Below are 23,914 nucleotides of genomic sequence, written 5' to 3'. Positions count from 1 at the left end.
GGCAAACTGGTGGTCATCTAAACAGATCACAGGATAACTACCATGCAGCTAAAACAAAGCCTTATCAAGGACATTATGCCCCATGCCAGCGTTGATAATATTCGCTATTACTTGAGTGCGCTCAACTCAGTGTTGCCCGAGTACGAGATAACAACGCCATTACGGGTGGCACACTTTTTAGCACAAATTGGTCACGAAAGTGGCAGCCTGAAATATAAGCAGGAAAACCTCAATTATTCAGCAGTGGCACTGCGCACCGTATTTGGTAAGTACTTTGATGATGAGACGATTGCTGCTGATTATGCGCGTAAGCCAGAGCTGATAGCTAATCGGGTGTATGCCGATAGAATGGGCAATGGCGATGAAGCTTCCGGGGACGGCTGGCGCTATCGCGGTCGGGGATTGATACAGCTGACAGGCAAAAGTAACTATCAAAGATGCTCAGAAGCAATAGGGCAGGACTTGCTTAGCCATCCAGAATTGCTATGCAGTGAGCCGGATGTTGCTGTCAGATCGGCATGCTTTTACTGGCAAAGTCGCAAATTAAACAGGCTTGCTGATCAGGACGAATTGGTCGCCATCACGCGAAAAATCAACGGCGGGATCCATGGCCTGGAGGACAGGGCGGCATTTTTAAATCGTGCCAAACAGTTTATGTCGATAGATCAGGGAGTGTGACGATGGATGCAATCAGCAAAATGTCACTGATTGAACTGAGTCGTCACTTTGCCTATCTGCAAAATAGCGAACTGTGCTGGCAAAGACTGGAGCATCTTGTTTTACAGCAATGCAAAGAAAACTTTGTTCAGGCGCGTAACAATGTTCAGGACGTGGATGCCATGTCGGTCTGGTGGCAAACGTGTTTTGAGCTGCTATCGGCACATCAGATCCAGATTTGTCATGTGAATTATCTGGAAGAATACATACAGCTTTTCAATCGGGGTCCGGCGATAGTTGATTTACATGGCTGGAGATTATGCGCGGGTGATCAAGGACAGTCTCTGGTTTTTCCACACCGAACATTGTTATACCCGCAGGAAAAGCTCACCATAGCAACCAGTGAATGTGACTCAACCCCCAGCTTTGCCAGCACCAGACCTATCTGGAATAACCGGGGGGACAGCGCGACTTTGCTGGATGTCAGCTGGGCGGAGATCTGCTGCTGGAAATATGGTGTTGCTGCTCACTGTGAAGTTGCGATCAGTCAGGTTCATTATGACAGAGCACAGCACGATGAATATGTCGAAATTGCCAATCTGGGATCGGCCTGGGTAGATCTCAGTGGCTGGTCTATTAGTGGCGATAAATCTCAGCAGTTTGAGTTTCCCTCTGGCGCAGTGTTACGTCCTCAGGGCATGGTGCGAGTTTATACAAGCCTGTGCAATCCACAAACTGGCGGATTTAGTTTCAATAGTCCACAGGCTTTGTGGTCACGTGAGGGAGGCGAAACATGTTTGCTTGACTATCAGGGTCAGCGGGTGAGCAAGTTTCGCTGGTGAGTCAGGGAGAACAAATAATGGTGACGCAAGCTGTCAGCAAAGAGAGAGGTGCCGGGACTACAGTGGTCCGGTTGAGGCCATGGACGCAGCTCATCGAGGAGTGTCATGCCATGATGGCATTTGCATTTCGCAAGGGATTGCAGGTACCCGAAAGTACAGTGATGATGCTCTATCAACTAGACCTGACGGACAAAGATGCGACTGGTGCTCGGGATCTTGCCCGGGTACACAATCGCCTGGCGGAGTTGGTATCACCGGCCAAACCAGAGACCATCTGGTTGATGGCGGAAGAAAGCCACAAGGGGTCCTGGTTATTATTTTTGGGCCGGGTGAAACTGATCCGAAAAATGATGCTGGTGGCGATCAGCTCACTGGTTGCGCTCATTGCGCTGAGTCTGTCGAGTTATATTAACAATGAGAACATGGTCGCCAGTATGTTCGATATGGAAGGTACCCGACTGCTCTATGTACAGGCAATTTTGCTTGCAGCGGCGGCAATCGGGGCCTCATTTTCCGCGCTGTTTAAAGCAAATAGCTATGTGACTGCGGGCTGCTTCGATCCCAAATATGAAAGTTCTTATTGGGTGCGTTTTGTGGTCGGTCTGATTGCCGGGATCATTCTTACACAGCTTATTCCTATTGACCTAAAGGCAGTGGCCGATGCCACAGCAGCGCAACATCGCGGTACTGAGATCAGTCAGGCTGCACTGAGAATAACGATGGCATTGGTTGGTGGATTTTCGGCTAATCTGGTGTACAAAATACTCGACCGAGTGGTTGAAACGATACAGTCTTTTATTGCTCCGCCAGCCACGCCTGCGCCTGATAACAGTACGCAATCCCTGGCTTTACAAGTGCGTTTACAAGAACTGGAGCAGCTCACCTCGGTCAGCCTTGGGATCCTTGCTATCCAACAAAAGCTCACCAGCGACCCAGATATTACGCCTGAGCAAATTCACCTGATGCTCAGTGAGCTGACCGACACAGTGACGCTAAGTCGTCACGCACAATCATAGTGTCATGGTCTGATTATGTTGGTTGTTGAGTTGCGATAGCCGTCAATCACCCTGTTAATCAGGCCATGTTTTTATGAACAAGTGCATAGATTTACAGCAAAAAATCGCAGAAACCCCCCGATAAATTGGCGTGATAAATTTTATTCTGATCCTAGTTAAATGTTCAAACTATGGAGCAGAAAAAATGAGTACATTGAGTTTTCGTTTATGTGAGGCTGTCGATGGGCTTCGATTTGCCTGTTTGTCAGATCAGCCTGAGGTCACAGACTTGTTCGATTTGGGCTATACGCTGGCGAGTCGAAATCGGCATAGCGTTATACCGACTTTGCCGCACCAAAGCTGGGCAAGTGAATACAGCGTGACCGGAGAGTCATTTGCCCCCTTACAGGCGGAAACAGGTCTGCCACCGGGAGTCAGATATGGATTTAATGCCTTGTTATCCGAACTCCTTGCAGGTGTGGATGTGTTGTTTTGTAGTTACGCGCTTGGGAATGCCAGTGGCCTCCCTGTTTGTGATGACATGATGGACCGCTACCACACGACTGATTTCGTCCTTTTCCCTCAGGCAGCCAACCACAGCAAGGCTTCTGACATACCGCCTTATCTGGTTTCTTACAGTCTGCCGCGCGACGACCACTCAGGTACCGAACAACATCGCATTTATTGCCAGCTAAGCAGCTTTGCGTTTGCGCAGGCCTTTCAGGCCATTATTGAGCAGCGAGTTAAAGCTGCGCAAATATCTTGTGACCCGACTCAGGCCACATCAACGCCAGATAAGTTGACAGCGCAGCGGGCCATCAATCGCTTTACGGAATGTCTGCGCGCCCACCATCAGGTTAATCAATAGCACAGGCTTACTAGCCCCTTTATGTGTTGAACCAGGAAAGCAAAAGTGCCTTTGGTTCAACGTTTTATGCAATTTATATTTCTGGAGCCTCTATGAATTCCTTGTTCCATTTTTATGGTACCTATCTGGCCGGGCTTGCACTTAACATCGAACCCAAAAGCGCACGTCGGTTGGCGAAATATGCAGGGCAGGGTGTGTTGCAGCGGATGCCACAAGTGACCCTAAACTGGCATTGCGACTCAGCGTATATTACTCCTGTTCAAACGGGGTGTGCTGATAACGATATCGATAGTTTTGGTCCAGCTTACTGTAAGCTGGCTTTTTCTCACTTACCGGCTTTTGGTGAGTATGAGGAAGGAATGCGCAACCCAGTATTGTCATTTGGCGAAGCGGGCCTTTCAAGCCCAATGCCAGGGCGGTTAGCTGAAATGCTGATTAAACCTCAGCTAAACAGGCTGCCCACATTTTTGCTGTGTCAGCCTGACAGCCGCTTTTCACGAAGCATGCTCAATGACGTGATTTTTAAGTCTTTGTATCACAATGAGGTACGACAGATGTCTGAAGCCTTGTTTGGCTGCCGCCTTTACGTTTATCAGAGTACCTGGCCTTTGTCACACTGGCCATCACTTTGCCAGAGCTGGCTTGCTACCTGTTACGCGCTGGAATGCTGGCAACACAATAAACCCCTTAAACTGACTGGTAACGACTGGCAAATGCACAAAAATGCGCGTGTTCAGGCAATTTACCGCAGGCTGTGTGCTTTGTATTCGCAGATGATAAAAACGCCGAACTGCATAAGCCGCGAGCGCTTGTGGACGTCATTACTCGGTGAATATACAATGCCTGTGCTGGCTGGCAAAGGCAGCACAACATCTCGGGAAACGGCTTTTCTGGAGCAGGCGCGGCGATATGGCCAGATCACTAAATCGGGTCGCATTCGGGCATTGAGTCAATTTAAAGAGTCGTATTGGTACAAATTTAATCATGCTGCTGCTTACCATTGCAACTGGCTATCCCGCCAATTGCATCATCGCGGGTTTACGCAGTTTGATACCAGGCAATACCCTGGCTCTGCTTTTGTGTCCCCCTGATTTTGTCCGAACTATCATCGGGTCGCTAATGGGCGACCCGAATGCGCTGCTAAGATTGATGTGCGAGTCGGTTTTCGTCTGCGTTGGGTTTCGGTAGCACTACCGAGATAATGGCGCATGAGCTGTGTACAATGGCCAGAACCCGAAAGGGCGCAACAATCGGATCTATCACCACGAATAACACCAAAACGGCATCCAGGGGAAGTCCAAGCGGACCTGATACCAAAGTCAGCATGGTCAGCATGGATACACCTGAGGAACCTGCTGTGGCAGTGCCTGCCAGAACTGAACCGATTATGATCACCACCACGGTAAGCAGATCGATATCGAGATTATAGATTTGCACTACAAATACGGTTGCCAGCGCAAAATAGAGGGTCGGACCTATCCGGCAAAGGTTGAAAGTAAGCGGTACCAGTAAATCGACCTTTTGTTTTTGATAACCAAATTTATCGGTCAGTGCATTGAGCGCTGCCGGCAGGCTCGCCATTGAGTTTGCAGTACCCAGTGAAACCGTAATGGGTTCTTTGAGCGCACTAAGAGAATACCAGAAGGTCCCTGTGCGGTGCCACAGTACCAAACACATCAGCACAAACCAGCCGATAAAAGTCAGGATCACGACAGGAATAAATTTGATCATGGCCAGAATGGCGTCAGAGCCGATTTGCGACAGCGTTGAGGCTAGCAGGCCACACAAGCCAAATGGAAACACATACATCAGCCACTGTACGAGTTTACTAAAAGCTGAGTAGATCGCCTCAAACGAGGTACAGATGTGTTCTGCCACAGTGTGTTTGATGGTGCCGATGGCAAATCCGAATAAAATGGCGAAAAACAGCATCTTAATAGTATAGCCATTGGCCAGCGCGGAAAAAATATTGGAGGGGACCAGGGTAAAAAAGAATGCCTGGAGGAGCGAGCTTTCTTTGGGTGGCTGATAAGCTTCATTCAGATCGACCGCCAGGTCGACTGCAGATAAGTCCTGGATCACGTTGCCTATTGCATCTAATGAAGCGGTATCCAGGTGGCTGCCGGGGTTGAACATCAGACCAAATAAAGTGCCGGTTGCACTGGCTGCAAAAATACCGCCCAGAAATACCCAGCTCAGGCGGCTGACAAAGCGCTGACTGTCTGGTTGATTGAGCAGGCGGCCAATACTTAAAGCAATTGCTGTGAGCAAGATCGGTAGCACACATATAGTGAGCATATCGAGATAGAACTGTCCGAGTGGCGATACGACTTTTATTAATTGGGGTTCATTCAGACCTATATGGATACCGGCGCCGGCGCCAATAAAGATGGCCCAGTTGCTTTTCAGGTGGTGCAGATAAAATACAAACTTATTCATGATTACTCCGTTAATAGCGGTGGATCTGATTAATGACGTCGTCGTAGTCGAACAGGACTTTGTCGGCATTCAGTTCCAGTGAGAGGTTATCGAGGTAAGATTCGAGCAGCGCTTTTAAAAAGTGCGCGTTGGGTGCCAAAGCAATGCCTTTTGGGTCATAGTCTTTTTCCAGCACCACGGTGAGTAATGACATTGCATTGTTTTTATTGTCGACTATGACTTTTTTCACCTCGGCTTCATCGCGAAAAGCCGCGATCACTTGTTGATTTTTGAGGGCCTGAATGGCGTCCTGCCAGGTGGGATAGGGCACGATCGTCATCTGGCTGAATCTTTGCCTGGCATAACCGACATAGGAAGAATTGCCAATCACCGCCAATTTGCCTTGCAGTGTCTGGATAGTTTCAATCTTGCTGCGATTGTTGAGTTGTTGCTGAAGCAAAATGCGATTCACCAGCAGGCCTTTACGCAGGCGTATATAGGGACGGGTGAACAGCACTCGGCTAGCTCTTTCAAAGGTGATACTGAGTTTACAAATAGCCAGATCAGCTTTATCTTCGGCAACCATATCAATGGCCTGATTAAGGGTTTTGGCACTGCGATCAAAGCTCAGCGTAACCCCTAGCTTATCGGCAAAACCTCGGATCAGTTCTACGTCAACACCAGTTAGCTTGCCATGGGTGTCGTGGTAGTAAAATGGAGGCGTATCTTTGTGATACATTGCGACGCGCAATGTGCCGCGGCTGAGTATTTTGGCCAGTGCGGGTGCCTGCGCCAGACCGGGGGCATCGCTTGGTGACTGAATTGCGAAGGTACAGGGGATGAATAGACAACATAACAGACAGAGTAGAAATATAGGGTTGGATTTCATAGTCGCGTCCTTAAAAGCGATATTTGGTTGATAGTTGAAGCCGGCGTAGCCAATGTGTTTGCTGATTGGTTAGTTCTCGACGGACCAGTGCGTACTCGAGCCCGATGTACAGGGCCGCCGTCAGCTGATGGATAGTGTTGAAGTGCAGTGAGGTGAATTTATAAGACAGAGGGCTCTCAGAGGTAACCGGTTTGGGGTACGAGATATGCACTGTGCCCAGGCTTAGGTTACTTCGCCAGTGTTCATTAAAGCGATATTGATAGGCCAGGTAGCCTCCACCGCTGTTGAGCAAATTGAGTCCTGTGGGTGTCAGATAAGCGGCGTAATTGTTGGCTTCCTGGGTATAACGCCCTAATCCTCTGCCGTATCCTAAATAACCTTTAAGCGTTGCATTCGAACCGAGCGTGAGCTTGCTTGACAGGCCTACACCAAACGCATTTTTAGTTTCTGACTGGGTTGATTGAGCAGCGTTTTCGAGTTTTAGTTGACGGTAAACCGACTGCAAAGAAATATGCCCTGAGCTGAATGTCAGGCGTGCCCGGGCGCTCATATCGAACACGGGATCGGCACTGATGTAATCTGATTGGGAAGAGAGTTCAGTCCCGGTGTAATCAGTTTGTGGATTTTCTGCGGCCACACTCAACTGCCAGTTGGCGTGTTGGTAGGTGTATCGGATCTGACCCTGACGCAACATGGCCTGACCGGCTTCGTTGGCAAAGTCGAGTGTTTCGGGAAAACTCGCTACATCGACAAAATTCGACCAGTTTTGACCAAACTGCCACTGCCCGAAATCTATATAGGCGAGCCTGAGGCGAGGTGTGGCCCCATTAGCAATTTTTTCACTGCCTGAACTGGGGTAAGAGCCCTCAGCAAAAAAATCCAGTTCTAGTACGCTTGTCAGGGTGGGGTGCTGATCACTTTGCCAGCTCGCTCGGACTCGTGATTCTTTTGCATGAACCCGCACGGTGTTGGTCGGTTCCCCATGTCCTAAGGTGGCATAATCAGTGCGATCCCCACTGTGTCCTGACAGCTGATAGAGCGCATCGACCTTGATATAGCCTGACAGACTAAGTTGGGAGGTAGCGTTCGCGGATGGACTGATAAGCACTGAACTCAGTGCAAACAGAAATGGATTTTTCACGATTTTTTCCTTCTTTTATATAATTAACAGGAGCTTAGCCCTGGGGTAGGTAGAACGCTGAGGGGAAGTACTGAAGTAATCGGGCAAATCGCCGCAATGTATTTAGCGGTATATGACAATGCTCAGACAAGCCATGTTTCTGGTGGTTACCCGGGTGCACAAACAAATCAGCGAGGGTTTATTTCTGTGACGACCCGGGGAATGGATATATGGCACATTGTGAGTCGGTGCATTACTATCAGGGATGACAGCGCACTGCCTGCTGCAGGCGTTTTTTGTACTCGCGAGGAGATACTTGGGTAAAACGACGAAAGATCTTTTCAAAGTGACTGAGATCGCCAAACCCCACATCCATACAGAGATCGGTGATCCGCATGTTGGGGTTTTCTTCGAGCATAAGGCAGGCATGCCGTATTCTCAGTTCAGCGAGAATTTGTTTAAAGCTTCTGTCTAGTGTGCGCTTAAACAAGTAGGACAGGTGAGAAGGACTGACATAGGCGTTTGCCGCCAGTGTGCTCAGCGAAAGATCGTGTTGCCAGTGTGCACTGATGTAGCTGAGTGCTTTTTGTAAACTAGGATGAAACTTGGAAAACGCACTTAACTGTTGATCGAGCAAGGCCTGAATACAGTGTGTTGCTATATGCGCATTGTTGTACTGGCTATCAGATACCAGCTGCGGGCACAATTCATTGATATGACAGACATCTATCTCGGGACGTTGCGTGCAGGTCAGTAAGCGAAGTACCGTTTTTTCAAGTTCCTGTGTATTGTTGGGCCAATGATAGCTGCAAAGCAATTGGCGAGCGGCTTCGCTGAATCTTTGTTCCTGATACAGTCGATGTCGCTTTGTAAATAAATCCACCAGCGGCAATATGTCTTCGTGACGCTCGCGCAGGGGTGGCAGAAATTAATCTGATCTGATGCAGGTTTACTTCGGATTCATTACCAATATGAGAGCTGCGGGTGGTGAGCATATCACACAACAGGCCTTGTTGGGTTTGACTGAGGCTTTCCAGGTTATTAAGAAATACGCAGCCCCGTTTGAAGCGACTAGCAATATGGCGGAGCTTTTCAGAAAATTGCGTATCATTCAGGCTCGCGCAATCGACTTCATAGAAGGAATGTGCACTGGATGGGCCGTTAAAATGCAGTTTGCAAGCTACATCAAGTACTTCGCTACCTGGTTCTGCCTGGATAAACACGGGGCAATTGCTTTCTGCGATCCGTTCAATGGTTTTTTCCAGTGCCATGATGGGTTCACTATAGCCCGCCAGAGTAATGGCATGCCCAAGGTGATGGCGTGACAGAGACTGGACAGAATTACGCCTGACCAATACGGCGAGTTGACTGGTTATCAGCGATAATTGGTTTTTATTTGGTTGCGTATCCGGAGTCTTAATCAGGTTAAGGGCCCCAATCTTTTTTCGCTGGTAGACAATAGGAAAGCTGTGTTGTTCGGCTTTTGTACATTGCGTGTTTTGATTGAAATAGATATGTGTTCTGGCCGGGTTATTGAAGTCGCTGACTTCCAGTTGTACCTGCTTTAACAGATGTGGCGGCAGCCGGCTGTTCAGATAACGGCTGAGTGATTTGGTAAGGGGCGCATGTTGTTCGAAAGGCGACATATGGCGTGTCGCTGGGTGATTTAACTCGTTCATCGTTGACTCCAAAGCAATAACAACTTTGTCTGTCCAAACTCCTTTTTAAGCAATAAGTTCGCCTATTCAGTGACTTATTACCCGGCTGTATGGCTGCAAACAAGGTTTTTTAGGTGGTTGATGATTACAAGTTAAGGAATTTATTCAGGATTCAATCGGGGTAAACTACGAAGTATTGGTTACTTCTCATTACACGTGGGTTAATTTTAATTGAATAAGATGGGTTTTATATGTTTGATTTAATGCTTTTGCACTCTGTTTTGCCTCAGTCTAGGAGCTTTATCGAATTTGGCGCAGCACTTTGAGTTTGCTAGAATGTAACTGTGTTCAAATAACCTGAAAAAGGAACAACAAGAATGGCAGGCATTATTGAGTTGGCAGAATTGCTTAAAACCATGGAACCCGTTTTGCATGAAGCTGAATATGTATTTTGCACTGTATCGGGTCGCCTTGAGGAGTATGTAGCACTGAATCCGATTGCAACCTTTCAGGAGCCCGAAGGCTTAACATTGATAGTGGAGAAAGCAGCTGCGCAGAAGTATGGCCTTGAATTTGAAGGGCCATTTCATCAGCTCACTCTGACCGTCCACTCCAGTCTGGATGCCGTTGGTCTCACTGCCGCCGTTTCGCGATGCCTGACCGAGCAGGGGATCAGCGCCAATGTGGTTGCTGCATTTTATCACGACCATATTTTTGTACAGACCAGCCATGCGCAGGCCGCTTTGAGCGCGCTGACTGCCCTGGCGGCGTCAAGCTGATTGGCTTATCAGCTCTAATCATTTATCAAATTTACAAAACGGCTATATCTGAAATAATCTCGCTCTTGTGCGTGATTGAGCGTGTTTCCATGGTATTTGATAACGCCGCTCATCCTGCCATGGCAGCCACCGCCGCTCAGTGTGGCGGCTTCTTTGTCGCTCAGACAGACTGAGCGGCCTTTATTTTTCACCTGGGTTTGCATTTCTCCGATAGCATCGCAATTGGGTGCCAGTTCTCCAGCATAGCTATGGTTTAGTAGCGGCCCCGTACTGTTAGTCACCTGCGTTAATAAGTAAGTTTGTTCGCAAATTCGTGCTGCCTGGCCAAACTGATATTTTAACCCTAACAGCAGCGCGTCAAAATCATGGGATGAAATGGTTATCAGGTTTTGATAACGCGTGCTTCCGCTGATTGCTTGTGTTTCCAGTTGAGCATAGTAAGAGGCAGCATCCAGATTGAGTCCATCCAAATCATAATATTGCAAAAAATCGACTACGCTCTGGCAAAACCTCTGGCTACCGTTAATGTCCTGGCTGAGATAGCGCCAGCCGTTATCATCAGGTGAAAGACTGAGTAATAATCGGGTGTTAGGGTAGTTTGCGCGGGTTGCATCCAGATGTGCCTGAAAGGCCTCAGCACCGCCGACGGCGACAAGCCTGGCCCCGTCAAGGCCGGCAGGTCTTACTTGTACACCACTTATATACATTACTTTTTCGCAATCAGTATAGCGTTTTTCGATCTCTGCAGGGTGTAAATTACGTTCAAATGTCATAATGATAACTTAGCAGTTTACCTATCTGGGACAACACTATGAAGAGAATTGTTTACTCAGACCATTACACCAGTATTACATTCTATTACATGCGTTGGTAAGAGAACTTTTGTTGTGATAAAAAGAATAATAATTAGTGGTTTTCATTGGTGTTTTTTTAAAACACGGAGTAAGCTGAGCTGCGACATAACCGATAAGGAATGACGAAAATGCAAAATGAAGTTATGAGTGTAGAACTCAACAGCAAGAGTTTTTTGTTTCGACTTAGCCCAACGGGTACGAGTGAGCAATGGGGTTTAGAGTACTACGATCCGGACTGTGGAGAATATAAGTTAGTGTCGGAAGATGCACAACTCAATGTTGAGTTTGATCTGGGTGATATACCTGGCATTTCAGACAATGCTCGCCGTGCTCTTATCTCAAAGCAACAGGCTGTTTTTATTGTTGAGATGGAAGAGTGCACTGCTGGAGATTGGCGCTTTTGGCAAAACGGTATTTCTCTGTCCAGTGAGCAAGATGCACAGGATTATAATCTGACGGCAGAAGTACAGAGCTCAGGTAAAACCCTGGTGCTGACGATTGATAATGTGCTTCGCAATGCCGCTCTGCCGGGTGACATGTTCGAAACCATCGATTTCCGTTTCGTTGCTGTGAGATTAAATAACTCAGCGGGTCAACTGAATGAGATATTCTACTCTCAGGACCCTAGAGTGGGCGTGCGAAGAAATAAACCAGCCTAAACAGCATCAAGCCTGTGAAGGTTAAGGGCTGGTTCTGCACAGCGGGCTTTCTTGTGTCAATAGTGCGAGAAAGCCTGGATTACCGCACAAAGACCTGAACCAGGGTAAATTAAACCAAACCGTGCCGTAGCCTACTTCTAATGCCGCTTTGGCCTGAACGATGGCAGACGTTTGCTCACCGGCTAATGCATACACCAGCGCAGCGGTGAAAGCATACTCACTGTTGTCAGGAGAAAGCTTAATTGCACGATTTAAGGTGCTGATTGCTTGTTCAAATTGACCCAGCTGGGCATGCGCTTGCGCTTTGTCGAGTAACTCGTACATTGAGTGCTGATCTGTATTTAAGTGGATAACACGTTGATAATGTTGAGTAGCTTCCTGCATATTTTCATTTAGCTTTTCGATGTCGGCAAGGTTTAATAAAAACAAGGTATTATTCTCGACATCAGGCAGAGTTCTGGCGACTTCCAGCGCTGCCGGATATTGTTGATCTAACATCAAAGTCAACGCCAGCATATTCAAGTCCATCGGTTGAGGGTCTTTTTGAACAACGACTTGATATCGAGTGATGGCCTTATCTAGTTGCCCCTGTATCATAAAGATGTCCGCAAGCAGTTGGTTCGCCAGGTAATCATGGGGTGTGACTTGAATAATCTTATTCAACAGGGAGATCGCACGTTCAAACTGACTATTTAAGTAAAGATCATTGGCAAGGTTAAACATCACAAAGGTACTACTGCGCAAAGAGAGCGCCTGCTCGAGGTGCTTGATAGACTGATCGAGTGCGCCTTGTTTTTTTGCTTTCCGAGCTAAAATAATTTGCGCGTCATACTCACTGAGTGACTTGGCTTTAGCTTTTTTATAATGCACGTCAAATGCTTGCATATCATTTTTTTCCAGCGCCAGAAGCATCATTTCTCTTTGAAAAAGGACACTTTGTTTATAGCTTATGGGTGCATTATTGAGCCTTATGCTCAGCCGAGTCAGTATCGCATTATCTTTATTTTGATGATAAATATTTAATCCAATATCGACTAGCAAGGCATACGCGGCAGAAAGTGCAGGGGCGTCAGTTAACAGCACCTCAAGCCTGTTGAGGTTTTCGATGTTGTAGGCCCCATTGGTATGAACATCTTCATATATGGCAAGATAATCCAGATATTCTTGTTGGTTTATCTTCCAGCGCTGTACTTTTTTTGGTGTAACTTCTGCAAATAATTTGGCGGCATGCTGCTGAGCCGTGTAAAAGTTGTTCAGATGTGTGTTGGCTGGCATAGGCCAGGATACTTGCTGCTGAACCGTCCATTTTTCGCCATATAATCTGCTAAATGTCACTTCGCAGCTGGTATCAGAGCAGTCTAATTCGCTGGTAATAATATCAGTGGCCCCCGTTGCGCGGGCCACTTCTTTAAGGCTGGGATAGGCCTCATGGTTATAAACCACCAGTTCCAGCCCTTCATTTTGCAGAATGTATTGCCTGATAGCCTGGTTGATGGTTGCACTCACCACGCTTTTTTGTGGTGGCTTAAGCACTGCAATGTAACGGGGAGCTGTGCGTTCCGAGCCATTTAGTATCTGGAAGAATGTGATAAGTGCAAACACCAAGACGCTACACAAAGTCAAAAATACGACGCGGCGATTCGTGAACAAATTTGTCGTGGGCGTCTTTTTTTGCGGTTCAGGTGTATCGTGCAGTGGCACAGTTTCTTGTTCTAATATCGCGTTTTGTGTGAGTGCTATCAGAATTTGTTCCAGACGCTTGGCCACTTGTCTGGCATCTGCCGGACGTTCCGTTGGGGTGGCCGAAAGTAGCTGGTTCAGCAGGCAGCTGAGTGACTCAGGCAGAGCAGGTAAGATTTCTTTGGCATCGTCATATTCGCCATTTAAAATACGCCCACGTATCTTGGTTTTGCCAAATGGGTGACGCCCACTGATAAGTTCATACGCCAGCACGCCAAAAGAAAACAAGTCTGACTGGGGAGTCAGGGGATCGCCGCGTAATTGTTCCGCAGAGGCAGCCAATATACTGCCATGGCTCTGATGCACTTTAGTCGTGTGCTCATCTTCATGTGCCTGACTGAGGCGCGCAATGCCAAAATCAGTGATTTTGACTAGCTGGTTTATATCGATCAGGATATTAGACGGCTTAAGGTCGCAGTGGATCACACCGCACTGATGGGCCGCTGCAACGCCATTGGCGATTTGTATTAGCAGTGAGAGCTTCTGCTCGAGGCTCAGTATGTGGGTTTTCTGGTGAAAAAGCAGGGTGTTGCCATCAACGTACTCCATGATCAGGAATACTTGCGAGGGCGTCGTTATTATGTCGTAAAGCTGAACGATGTGAGTATGATTTAGTCTTGCGAGGATCTGTGCCTCAGCAATTGCAACAGAGATATCTTCGTCTGTGCCGTGTATTTTAAGTCGCTTGATAGCAACCAGGCGGTTGAGCCGGGTATCTTCTGCGAGTAAGACTTCACCCATCCCTCCTTCCCCTAACACTTTTGTAACATGATAATGTGGGGGTAAATCAGCTTGCCGGGCACTGATAGTGTGATCCGTTGGCTGCGCTGTGTGTGAAGGTTGGTGCGATTTATCCATGTTATCTATTATCTTGTGCCTTAAGGATGGCAACGCTTTAAACGTATTTATTATGTCGGGAAAATGGCCTGGAAAAGCACCATATGTACCGAATTGTCATAGTAACGTTTAAGCAAATCAAATGCCAGCTTATCCGCTAAGAGGCCAGAAGTAACTATTTTGAATATAACAATATTTAGGTGTAATGCGGTGAAATCTGTATTTTCAGAAAACGGTGTTATGCTTATAAAGGGACAGTAAACTGGGTTTTGGCTTAACACGATATGTGACAGCCTCCCGGAGCCGTTATCGAGGAGCGACTATGGCCACGTTAAAGCATACACAGCAATCTAAGTATTTATATTTAAAGTCATTTCATCGATTTGGGCGACTCAAGCATTCAGTGGATAGCTGCTTTGATGAATTGGCTATTTCGCGGATCCATGCCGTAATTGAGTGGCAACAGGGCTACTGGTTTTTACGTGATTTGAGCCGTAATGGTACCTGGTTAAATGATGTCAGAGTGCCTTACAACCAGGATGTTGCATTAAACATAAATGACGAAATCCGGTTTTCAGACTCAAGTATTCACAGTTTCAGTGTCACAGACTTGGCACCACCAGAAGACTTGTTGGTGCCCTATAGTCATGATGAACTTATTGATGGTCAGGGGCCGGTTATCCAGTTGGAGAACTATCATTTGTTGCCCAGCGAGTCAGATCCTGAACTGATCGTGTATTTTAATAGCACAGAGCAGACCTGGTGTTATGAGGAAGTCGGTTCTGAACACCCGGTTAGCATCACCGATGGTGAACAACTGCGCTTTGCGCAACAGATCTGGAGCTTGATCCAGACACGAGCAAGTCAGCAGGAGTGCACTGCGGAAGTGGCTGAAACGGATCCTGGCGATTTAGAGTACTTGTTCACACTGAGCCAGGATGAAGAGTACGCCGAATTGCAGGTCAAGCAAGCGCAAGAAAAAGTCGATTTTGAAACCCGGACACACCATTATCTGACCGCACTGTTGGCACGTTACAAGGTCAAAGATATACAACATCAAGTCGATGATGCGTCGCAAGGCTGGGTATCGGTGAAGCAATTATCGCGTGACTTAGGACTGACAGAAAGCCATATCAATATTCAGATCCACCGTGCGCGCAAGCAGTTTGTTGACCGCATGAAAGATAAATCCATGGCCGAATCTCTTATCGAGCGCAAGCGGGGAAGGGTCCGTTTTGGTGGCAGGCATTTCAGTATTGTGAAAGGTCAGCAGCTTGAAGCGTCTACCTTGTATCAACAGCATGATGAGCTCATGGTGGGTTAGCAACAAAGTTTGCTTTGTTGCAACCAAGTGATCAGGGTAAGCCCAAATCGTTTTCGGACTTATCCTGTCATGGCTGGATATCAGGTTACGTAGTTAAATTGAGCCTGTTATAAGGCCTGTCCTGGTTTGAAAGCGGGTAAATGGTTAATAATTCAGGCCCCACCGAAATTTAATGTTAAGTGCCTGGCCGTCGAACACTTTGCCATTCGTGTCCAGATTGACCAGTTACCGCCATTGCGTTAATGCATCAATTCCAGCCTGGTCGAAAACGCCTAAGAAATGTATAAGTTTGGCGACCAGTATATTCTTGGCGTACCAACTAAGCGCCTCAAGGAAGCACAAATTTTCCTGGTGCCAATGGCCAAAGACGTTACCGATAATTTGCAAATTTTAAGTGAGACTAAATAACTAAGTCATACTGAGCATGCATGGCTGAACACTTTAGAAGCGGTCAGCCCTGTGACCAGTCATTGAATTGGGCTATGTGTCTGCCTGTCACTTTACCTGAGATAGTGCACCTACAACCCCTTTAGACATTCATCCCGAATAGTTTACTGGCCCCCAAAACCTGCAATATGATTAAAAACCGCTGACTAACGATACCTAAATGGTTGTGCGGTCTGAGCGACGACAGCTCAATAGAAAATCAACAAATAGCAGGACAATTATGCAGAGAACGATTGGATTACTTTTGACCTTATTCGGGATGAGCATGCCTTCCCAGGCTGCAGAATATGCGCAGGGCAGGCAGATAGCTGAGCTGCCCGATGTATTGTCATTCCGAGAGCGTGTTCAGCCCATTAATGACATGGTGACAGACCGACTGGATAATTTACTCCCTAAGCTGATGCAAGAAGCTGATCTGGATATGTGGCTGGTGATTAATCGAGAGTATGGTGAGGACAAGCTGTTTTATACGCTTGTGCCGCAACCTACTTTTGCTGCGCGGCGTACGACATTACTGGTTTTCTCAAAGCAAGCTGATGGTAGTGTAGAGCGTTTCAGTGTCAGTCGTTACCCCATTGGAGACTTGTACCCGACAGTGTGGAAGGGGGGCACGAAGGCACAGCAATGGCAGCGTCTGGCTGAAGTCATTGCTGAGCGTGACCCAAAACGCATCGGCATTAACGTAAGCGAAGACTGGGCACTGGCTGATGGTCTGAGCGTCGGGTTACATCAGCAGCTATTGAAGGTATTGCCCGGAAAATACCAAGAGCGATTGGTGAGTGCCGAAAATCTGGCGATCCGTTGGCTGGAAACACGTAGCCAGAAGGAGCTTAATGTTTACCCTCAGGCTGTAACATTGGCACGACGTGTCATAGCTGAAGCTTTTTCCAATAAGGTGATCACGCCAGGGGTTACAACCACCAAGGATGTTGAGTGGTACTTGCGTGAGCGTTTCGAAGAACTCCAGCTCAGACCCTAGTTTCAACCGTATGTGAACATTCAGCGCCAGGGTGACAAAACTACCGAACAAGACGTGTTTATTGGCGAATATAATCGAACCATTTTGCCAGGAGATATCATTCACACCGATGTGGGGATTTGTTATCTCAATCAGTGTACTGACACACAAGAGATGGGCTATGTACTTAAATTAAATGAAACGGATGTGCCAAAGGGCCTTAAACAGGCGATGGCGATGGGTAATCGCTGGCAGGATATTTTAACCAGTAGCTTTAAAACCGGCTTAACGGGCAATGAGATCCTGGCCAATACCATTAAACAAAGTGAGGCGGCAGGGATCGTGAGCAGCACCTATACCCACCCTTTAGGGTTCGTGGGTCATGCGCCGGGACCAACCATAGGCATGTGGGATAATCAGGGACCAACACCTGTACAGGGGGATTGGAAACTCTATCCAAACACTGTCTATGCTATTGAAGGTAACATTAAAACTCAGTTACCGGAATGGGATGATCAATGGATCCAAATCAAGCTAGAGCAGGATGCGGTATTTGATGGTAAGCAGGTATGGTATCTGGCCGGTCGACAAACGCAATGGCACCTTATTCGATAGCGTTTAACCAGCTATACAAAGCCCGCACATGCGGGCTTTGTTTTATCAGGTAAATCCTAATTTTGGTGCACAATTTATATGTCTATCCCAGGCGCTTTGAAACGGCAAATCAGGGTGTTCTGTGCGGCAATTTGACGCCCCAATGCGGCACCCTGGACACAAGCTAACTCATCGCATGGATGGGAGTCTTTTCGGAAAGAGGTTGAATCTGACCCTGCTCTTTTTTAACGAAATGATTGCGTTTAATAAGGCGTTGCCAATGGACTACCAGATTAAAGCCGGTATGGTAAGTGTTCATCAATCGGCGTAATTTAAGCGCAATGCAAAAACCGCCATCGGGGAGCAGGTGTTGAAGGTGAGTATTAAAAACGTCCCGATGGCTATCAGCCATAACCACCGGGAAATCAGGCAAACTACTAGAAGTTAAATGAAACCTTACCGTACACAAAGCGGCCATCTGTGCTGTAAGCCGAGAACGCTGAGTATGGGAAGATTTGGTTAAAGTTACTGAACCCTATGTTGCTGACGGTATCCTGCGGATATTGATCAAACAGGTTATTGGCACCAAGGGCAACGCGCCATTGCTCATTAACTTTGTACGCTACTTCCAGATCAGTGATCCATTTGGCATCCAGTACTTCATCTTTTTCAACTGTGCTGGAAGGGTCGGTGACCTCGCCGTAGCGGGTTGCCTTAACCATGACCTGCCACTGCCCACGCTGCCAGTTAGCAACCAGGTTCCATTTGTTATCTGGTGTCCCGGATTCAAAGCGTTCAATTTCACGACGAGCAAAATACTGATAGCTTTCGCCCAGCGCAGCCAGCTCTGCTGGGTTCGCTTTCACATTGCTCACCTCAGTGTCATTGAGGTTCAACGCTGCACTGAGGTTAAGATCGCCATAGTCAGCCAGGTCAAAGCGATAGGTCGCTACAATGTCTACGCCCTGAGTACGAGAATCGATGGCATTGGTAAAGTAGCGCACACGCTGTACGTTAAACTCACCAGCCTGTTGCAGGATCTGCTCAACCGCGTCGCCACTGAGGTTTTCTGACATCACAATGCGGTCATCAATATCAATGCGATATGCATCCAGCGTCAGGCTGAAAGCGTCTTGTGTGTAAATGAATCCGGCAGTCAGATTGACCGACTCTTCTGCTTCTAGAGGTTGTGCGCCAAGTGCAACAGCCGCCGGGGTATCCACCGGATACAAGCCTACTTCGTTAGGGACACCGTCTTCAAAAACCGTGGCAATGGATTTGTAGGACGTCTGCGCCAGAGACGGGGCACGGAATCCTGTGCTCAGTGCACCACGCAGTGACAGTTGGTCATTAACTACATAACGTGTTGCAAGTTTACCGGTCAGTGTAGAGCCAAAGTCGCTGTAATCTTCGTAACGCGCTGCCAGAACCAGGTTCCAGTCTGTTGTCAGGTAAGTATCCAATTCGGCAAACAAGGCGATGTTATGACGTGACTCATCAACCGCACTTTCTGGTGAAAACCCGGCAAGAACCTGAGCACCACCAGCGGCAACAGGTTGTCCGTTAGCATCCAGAACGGTCTGGTAAGAGGCTAACTCACCGGCCTGGATCTCATATGTTTCGCGGCGGTACTCACTGCCCAGTGTCACAAACACACTATCGTAAAGGCCTAAGTCCAGCTCGGTTTTTGCTTCAGCGTTAACCAACAGCTGACTGTAGACCAAAGCACCGTTGTCAAACTCTGTTGGGCTGCTTGCACCCATTGACGTGTTCAGGCTGTTTGATACGCCAAAGCCGAAGTCGTTCAGACCATAGTTTGTGCTGACGTCGTACTGCCAGTCACCCGCATCACCCTTGGCACCGACTGCAAAGCTGTAGTCGCGTACTTCGGTGTCAATTTGTGGTAAGAAGCCATCAGGATACACGTCAGTCAGGTTGCGGCTATCTTGTGGGCGACGGAAGAAACCACCGGAATTACCATCTCGGCTTGAGAAGCTACCAAAGGAGTACAGGTCCAGCTCGGAGTTAAGTGTGTACCCTGCATTGTAGAATAGTGCGAAATCTTCGATGTCGGCTTTACCAAACCTGTGGTTATAACGCTCAGCCGAAAATTCTCGTGGATCCAGCTTACCGTTTTCATCCCGGGCATATTGTTCGCGCTCATCGATACCAGAACGATTGGTCGGCTGCTTGTTACGCAGCTCAGCAGCCACATTGATAAAGCCATTGTCGCCCAATGCAAAGCCCATATTACCGCTGATGGTTGTTGTGCCACCATCGTTCAGCTCGCGGTCTGCGCCTTTATCAAACGCCAGGTTGCCTTCAGCATCTTCGTAGGTACGCAACAGCTGAGGTGAACCGGCCATTTGAGTATCGTATTCACCGTAAGTGACGGACAGGTTGCCGCCTTCGTCGGCATCGTTTAGCACAATGTTGATCACGCCAGCAATGGCATCTGAGCCATATTGTGCAGCGGCACCGTCACGTAAAACTTCAATGCGCTTGATAGCCGCCGTTGGAATAGTATTGAGGTCTACCGCTGTAGAGCCACGACCTACGGTACCGTTTAGATTGAGCAGCGCACTGGCATGGCGGCGCTTACCATTGATAAGCACCAAAGTATGGTCTGGCGCCAATCCGCGTAATACGGCTGGACGAGCGTGATCTGTTCCGTCTGCCAGTTGTGAATTAGGGAAATTAAAACTGGGTACCAGCGTTGTCAAAACCTGGCTCAGTTCAAGCTGACCAGAACTGGTGATTTCATCCATGCTGATCACATCGACCGGTACTGTGCTTTCAGCAACACTGCGCAAGCTGCGGCGAGTACCTGTGACTTCAATCACTTCTGTGGTGTTACTGGCTTTGGGTGCCTGGCTTTCTTCTGCATTAATTTGAAACGAAGCGGCGGCGCCCAGCACCAAGCTGATGCTGGCTGCCAGAGTACTCGGTCTTAACATAGAGATTCCTGTTTATATGTTGATTTCTATACGGGCTACGTAGTCTTGCCCATGAAAAGGACGGCAATACTAAAGGTGGAAAATTCGATGCGAAATTCGAATTCGTTATAAATTATAATGGCTCAAGTTTTTATGCTTTTTTAGTTACATTGCGTTAAATGCTGATCATAAGATTACAAAGCATCAATCAGAGGTGGGCGAAAGATACACAGAGACGTCAGAGGTAAGGTGGTGCACTTTTCGTCATTCAATCAGTTCTTTGCTACCTCAGAGCGCGTAGTGAAGATCCTTGGTTAGACCTGCGTTAAACGCATTGTTGTGAGAGGTTGCCAGTTACCCAGCGAAAATACGCGTTCAACCTTGCCTATAAATATAGCCTTCATACAGAACTGATTGACTGACGTATTAACAGCGAGGCGTCCATCCCCTTTGGTCCTATGTGGCCCTTTTTTCCACACAACATCGTTGTTTCTACCAAGTCTCCAAAATAGGTCGACCCTATACTGCACAGCCATCGGGAATACTCAGGTTAGGAAGGAAAAATATGGAACCTATGTCTGTTGGCGCTGAGTTTATGCGAACGTTTGATGTGCAGCTAGCGCAGTCGCAAAAACAAAAGGACGCTGTTTTTACTATCCGTCATCAAGTTTATTGTGATGAGCTGAATTGGGAGGCCAGGCAGCAAACGCAACTGGAGCGGGACGAATATGACGCTCATTCCATTCATTGTTTGTTGCAGCACAAGCCCAGCAAGGAATATATCGGATGTATTCGATTGATCATTCCTTCGCCTCACTCGTCGTTAACCTTACCCAGCCAGGACCAGTATGGTGGATATCTAAAAACAAGCCTGTTGTTGCCTTTGTTGCAGTCGGGGACGTTGAGTGAATGCTCCCGATTGGCATTGCTGCCTGATGTAAGGCGCAAAAATATCAAGGATTATCGCCAGGATGAGCCTGGTACTGTGTCGCAGCCTGCGTCTCAACATACTCAGCTGATGTCGGTCAGCTTGTACTTTTGTTGTATCGCGCTTGCCAAACTGCATGGTTGTCGGGGCACCTTATTATTAGCCAGTCCGAAATTAAGCAGACACCTCAAAATGCTCGGTCTGACCCTGACCAGGCTCAGTGAAGATATTGAGCACCGAGGGTGCAGGGCGGTATACCACTTTGATACGCATGAATTTAAAGCGCAGCAGCTGCGCAGTGACGTACTCAGTGAGCTATACCAGGCTGTTGAGCGTCGGCTGTGTCAGCAGTTAAACAATACTGAACTTGCCTGTGAATTATCCTAAGGAATGATGATGAATACGCATTTTGATTATGATCTGGCTTTCTCCAGAAACATTGGGTGGGTGACCTCCACGGAGCAACAGATTTTAAAACGTAAAAAGGTGGCCATTGCCGGGTTGGGCGGGGTCGGCGGCTCTCATTTATTAGCCCTGGTCAGACTGGGTATTACACGTTTTAACCTTGCCGATTTTGACGAGTTTGGGTGCGAAAACACCAATCGTCAGGTGGGGGCGACGACAACAAGTTATGGCAAAAAGAAGCTTGATACCATGATCCGTATGGCCAGAGAAATCAATCCGGAGATTGAGATCACAGGGTTCAGTGAGGGGGTGACCGAGCAGAACCTGACTGAGTTTTTAGCGGATGTTGATTGCTATATAGATGCACTGGATTTCTTTGTTTTGGGTATCAGGCGGCGGGTGTTTGCACAGTGCTATGATCAGGGGATTCCGGCGACGACGGCTGCGCCCATTGGCATGGGGACTGCGTACATCAACTTCTTGCCCGGTAAAATGTCGTTTGAGCAGTACTTTGACCTTGCGGGATATACAGAGAGTGAACAGTACATTCGATTTTATCTGGGCCTGACACCTGCCAATTTGCAAAAACAGGCACTGATTGACCCGTCAACGGTGGATCTGGCAAATAAAAAAGGGCCCTCGACTGTGGTTGGGTGCCAGCTGGCAACGGGCGTGGCAGTGGCTCAGGTTGCCAAAATCCTGCTTAATCGTGGACCAGTTATCTGCGCGCCGCGTAGCCTGCACTTTGATGCCTTCAGCAATAAAATGAAAAAAGTATGGCGACCGGGTGGCAACCGTAACCCGTTACAGCAGTTTTTGTTCAAACTGATCAGGAAAAAATTACAGACGCCCCAAAGTGACGTCAGGTTTTCCGAGTCTGTGCCCGCAAGTAATGCGATGACGACGGCGGAAAAAGTGATTGAACTGGCTAGGTGGGCGCCCAGTGGCGACAACACCCAGCCATGGCGCTTTGAACTGCTTAGTGACACAACATTTATTATTTATGCCAGCAATACCCGTGATCACAGTGTGTATGACCTGGATGGACATTCCAGCGAGCTGGCACACGGCATGCTACTGGAAGCCATCGACATTGTGGCAAGCCGCTACCATTGCCGGGCGATTGTAAACCAGACCGCGACGCAAACACCAGAAGGCCTCACTGACACAATCCATTATCAGGTTAAATTAGAACGGGACAGTAACGCAAAGCCAGATCCATTGCTTCCCTATATTAAAACCCGCACAGTGCAGCGCCGTCCAATGGGGACCCGGGCGTTAACGGATGAGGAAAAAGCGGCGTTGCAGCAGTGCTTACCTGCCGGGTTTAAGCTGCACTTTTATGAGAGCCTGGCGCAAAAATGGCGGTGTGCCTGGTTGAACTTTAAAAATGCGAAAACCAGATTGACCATGAAGGAAGCGTATCACGTCCATAAGGAGATCATTGATTGGGGCCAGCAATTTAGCGACAGCAAAATACCAGAGCAAGCTTTGGGCATAGATAAAGGCATGGGGCAGCTGATGCAGTGGGCGTTTAAAAAGTGGAGCCGGGTCGCCTTTTTAAATCGATACCTGTTTGGCACGCTCGCACCCAGAATTCAGTTAGATCTGCTCCCGGGTATTTGTTCCAGTGCACATTTTACCTTGTGCGCGCCACATCCGGCTGAGTTACAGAATGACTATCTGGCTGCCGGGCGAGCAATTTATCGGTTTTGGTTAATGACCGATGCATTGCAGCTTGGCTTACAGCCGGGGTTAACGCCGGTTATTTTCTCTCGTTACCTCGATAGCGATGTGACCTTTACAGACGATCAATCCGTTTGCAGGCGGGCAAAGGCATGTCAGCGTCTCTACAAGTCTTACATTCCTGAGCATAAAAACCTGGTCTTTATGGGTCGCGTGGGCAGAACTGCACCGCCCGTATCCCGCTCCGTGAGGCGTTCACTGAAGACATTGGTGCTCAGCGATAATCCTGCAGATAGCTAACGTTCGGTGGGGTGCATGTT

At 47.9% G+C, this 23,914-nt stretch carries 20 protein-coding genes; 12 read left to right on the top strand and 8 right to left on the bottom strand.

From position 1 onward, the window contains the following. Positions 1 to 42: 42 nt before the first annotated feature. The 5 genes from AT705_RS03785 (at position 43) to AT705_RS03765 (ending at position 4,453) form a co-directional block, all read left to right on the top strand. Entirely contained in the window at positions 43 to 678 is a 636-nt protein-coding gene (locus AT705_RS03785) for a glycoside hydrolase family 19 protein (protein ID WP_058795556.1), read from the top strand. Positions 679 to 680: 2 nt separating this feature from the next. After that, complete coding sequence (locus tag AT705_RS03780) at positions 681 to 1,499, top strand: lamin tail domain-containing protein (RefSeq protein ID WP_058795555.1); 819 nt, start codon at positions 681 to 683, stop codon at positions 1,497 to 1,499. A 17-nt stretch (positions 1,500 to 1,516) separates the two neighbouring features. After that, entirely contained in the window at positions 1,517 to 2,515 is a 999-nt protein-coding gene (locus tag AT705_RS03775; RefSeq protein WP_157576654.1) for a hypothetical protein, read from the top strand. Positions 2,516 to 2,699: 184 nt separating this feature from the next. Then, positions 2,700 to 3,362 carry a hypothetical protein gene (locus AT705_RS03770; protein WP_058795553.1) on the top strand — a complete coding sequence of 221 codons (663 nt, stop codon included), beginning with the start codon at positions 2,700 to 2,702 and terminating at the stop codon, positions 3,360 to 3,362. A 92-nt stretch (positions 3,363 to 3,454) separates the two neighbouring features. After that, the gene (locus AT705_RS03765) at positions 3,455 to 4,453 is read left to right on the top strand and encodes a hypothetical protein (RefSeq protein ID WP_058795552.1); all 999 of its coding nucleotides are present in this window, start codon (positions 3,455 to 3,457) and stop codon (positions 4,451 to 4,453) included. Between the two features lie 49 nt (positions 4,454 to 4,502). On the opposite strand, the gene AT705_RS03760 is transcribed toward AT705_RS03765, so the two are convergent. The 5 genes from AT705_RS03760 to AT705_RS03740 all read right to left on the bottom strand — a co-directional run bounded on the left by AT705_RS03760 (position 4,503) and on the right by AT705_RS03740 (position 9,468). Then, positions 4,503 to 5,801, bottom strand: coding sequence for a dicarboxylate/amino acid:cation symporter (locus tag AT705_RS03760; protein WP_058795551.1), 1,299 nt, complete (start codon positions 5,799 to 5,801; stop codon positions 4,503 to 4,505). 10 nt (positions 5,802 to 5,811) lie between these two features. Then, positions 5,812 to 6,669 (bottom strand): substrate-binding periplasmic protein, encoded by an 858-nt coding sequence (locus tag AT705_RS03755; protein WP_058795550.1) that lies wholly within the window; start codon positions 6,667 to 6,669, stop codon positions 5,812 to 5,814. A 10-nt stretch (positions 6,670 to 6,679) separates the two neighbouring features. After that, positions 6,680 to 7,810, bottom strand: coding sequence for a DcaP family trimeric outer membrane transporter (locus AT705_RS03750; protein WP_058795549.1), 1,131 nt, complete (start codon positions 7,808 to 7,810; stop codon positions 6,680 to 6,682). A gap of 238 nt (positions 7,811 to 8,048) precedes the next feature. After that, on the bottom strand, positions 8,049 to 8,672 hold the full coding sequence (locus AT705_RS03745) for a helix-turn-helix domain-containing protein (RefSeq protein ID WP_442960133.1): 624 nt from the start codon (positions 8,670 to 8,672) through the stop codon (positions 8,049 to 8,051). Continuing rightward, a complete protein-coding gene (locus tag AT705_RS03740; RefSeq protein ID WP_058795547.1) occupies positions 8,563 to 9,468 on the bottom strand; it encodes a sigma 54-interacting transcriptional regulator in 906 nt (301 codons plus the stop codon). The genes AT705_RS03745 and AT705_RS03740 overlap by 110 nt, the downstream gene beginning before the upstream one ends. A gap of 356 nt (positions 9,469 to 9,824) precedes the next feature. On the opposite strand from AT705_RS03740, the gene AT705_RS03735 reads away from it, so the two are divergent. Next, a complete protein-coding gene (locus tag AT705_RS03735; protein ID WP_058795546.1) occupies positions 9,825 to 10,226 on the top strand; it encodes an ACT domain-containing protein in 402 nt (133 codons plus the stop codon). A gap of 14 nt (positions 10,227 to 10,240) precedes the next feature. On the opposite strand, the gene AT705_RS03730 is transcribed toward AT705_RS03735, so the two are convergent. Continuing rightward, positions 10,241 to 10,999, bottom strand: a complete 759-nt coding sequence (locus tag AT705_RS03730) for a glycosyl hydrolase family 18 protein (RefSeq protein WP_058795545.1) — start codon at positions 10,997 to 10,999, stop codon at positions 10,241 to 10,243. A gap of 209 nt (positions 11,000 to 11,208) precedes the next feature. On the opposite strand from AT705_RS03730, the gene AT705_RS03725 reads away from it, so the two are divergent. Continuing rightward, on the top strand, positions 11,209 to 11,739 hold the full coding sequence (locus tag AT705_RS03725) for a hypothetical protein (protein ID WP_058795544.1): 531 nt from the start codon (positions 11,209 to 11,211) through the stop codon (positions 11,737 to 11,739). Positions 11,740 to 11,760: 21 nt separating this feature from the next. Here AT705_RS03725 and AT705_RS03720 read toward each other — a convergent pair whose 3' ends face one another. Continuing rightward, positions 11,761 to 14,337, bottom strand: a complete 2,577-nt coding sequence (locus AT705_RS03720) for a serine/threonine-protein kinase (RefSeq protein WP_058795543.1) — start codon at positions 14,335 to 14,337, stop codon at positions 11,761 to 11,763. A 301-nt stretch (positions 14,338 to 14,638) separates the two neighbouring features. Between AT705_RS03720 and AT705_RS03715 the strand changes: the two genes are divergently transcribed. The 3 genes from AT705_RS03715 to AT705_RS25635 all read left to right on the top strand — a co-directional run bounded on the left by AT705_RS03715 (position 14,639) and on the right by AT705_RS25635 (position 17,660). Then, positions 14,639 to 15,640, top strand: coding sequence for an FHA domain-containing protein (locus tag AT705_RS03715; protein WP_058795542.1), 1,002 nt, complete (start codon positions 14,639 to 14,641; stop codon positions 15,638 to 15,640). Between the two features lie 667 nt (positions 15,641 to 16,307). Continuing rightward, positions 16,308 to 17,066: a hypothetical protein gene (locus AT705_RS25640; protein ID WP_237113779.1), complete on the top strand. Its 759-nt coding sequence runs from the start codon at positions 16,308 to 16,310 to the stop codon at positions 17,064 to 17,066. 12 nt (positions 17,067 to 17,078) lie between these two features. Next, positions 17,079 to 17,660 carry a M24 family metallopeptidase gene (locus AT705_RS25635; protein ID WP_237113778.1) on the top strand — a complete coding sequence of 194 codons (582 nt, stop codon included), beginning with the start codon at positions 17,079 to 17,081 and terminating at the stop codon, positions 17,658 to 17,660. 416 nt (positions 17,661 to 18,076) lie between these two features. Here AT705_RS25635 and AT705_RS03705 read toward each other — a convergent pair whose 3' ends face one another. Beyond that, a complete protein-coding gene (locus AT705_RS03705) occupies positions 18,077 to 20,596 on the bottom strand; it encodes a TonB-dependent receptor plug domain-containing protein (RefSeq protein ID WP_058795541.1) in 2,520 nt (839 codons plus the stop codon). Positions 20,597 to 21,140: 544 nt separating this feature from the next. Between AT705_RS03705 and AT705_RS03695 the strand changes: the two genes are divergently transcribed. Beyond that, positions 21,141 to 21,890 carry a PEP-CTERM/exosortase system-associated acyltransferase gene (locus tag AT705_RS03695; protein WP_058795539.1) on the top strand — a complete coding sequence of 250 codons (750 nt, stop codon included), beginning with the start codon at positions 21,141 to 21,143 and terminating at the stop codon, positions 21,888 to 21,890. A 9-nt stretch (positions 21,891 to 21,899) separates the two neighbouring features. Beyond that, positions 21,900 to 23,894 (top strand): ThiF family adenylyltransferase, encoded by a 1,995-nt coding sequence (locus AT705_RS03690; RefSeq protein ID WP_058795538.1) that lies wholly within the window; start codon positions 21,900 to 21,902, stop codon positions 23,892 to 23,894. Positions 23,895 to 23,914: the final 20 nt, after the last annotated feature.

The organism is Pseudoalteromonas rubra, from assembly GCF_001482385.1.
Classification (GTDB): domain Bacteria; phylum Pseudomonadota; class Gammaproteobacteria; order Enterobacterales; family Alteromonadaceae; genus Pseudoalteromonas; species Pseudoalteromonas ardens.
The sequence above is the reverse complement of the archived record's forward strand: the minus strand, read 5'-3'. Positions and strand labels throughout refer to the sequence as shown.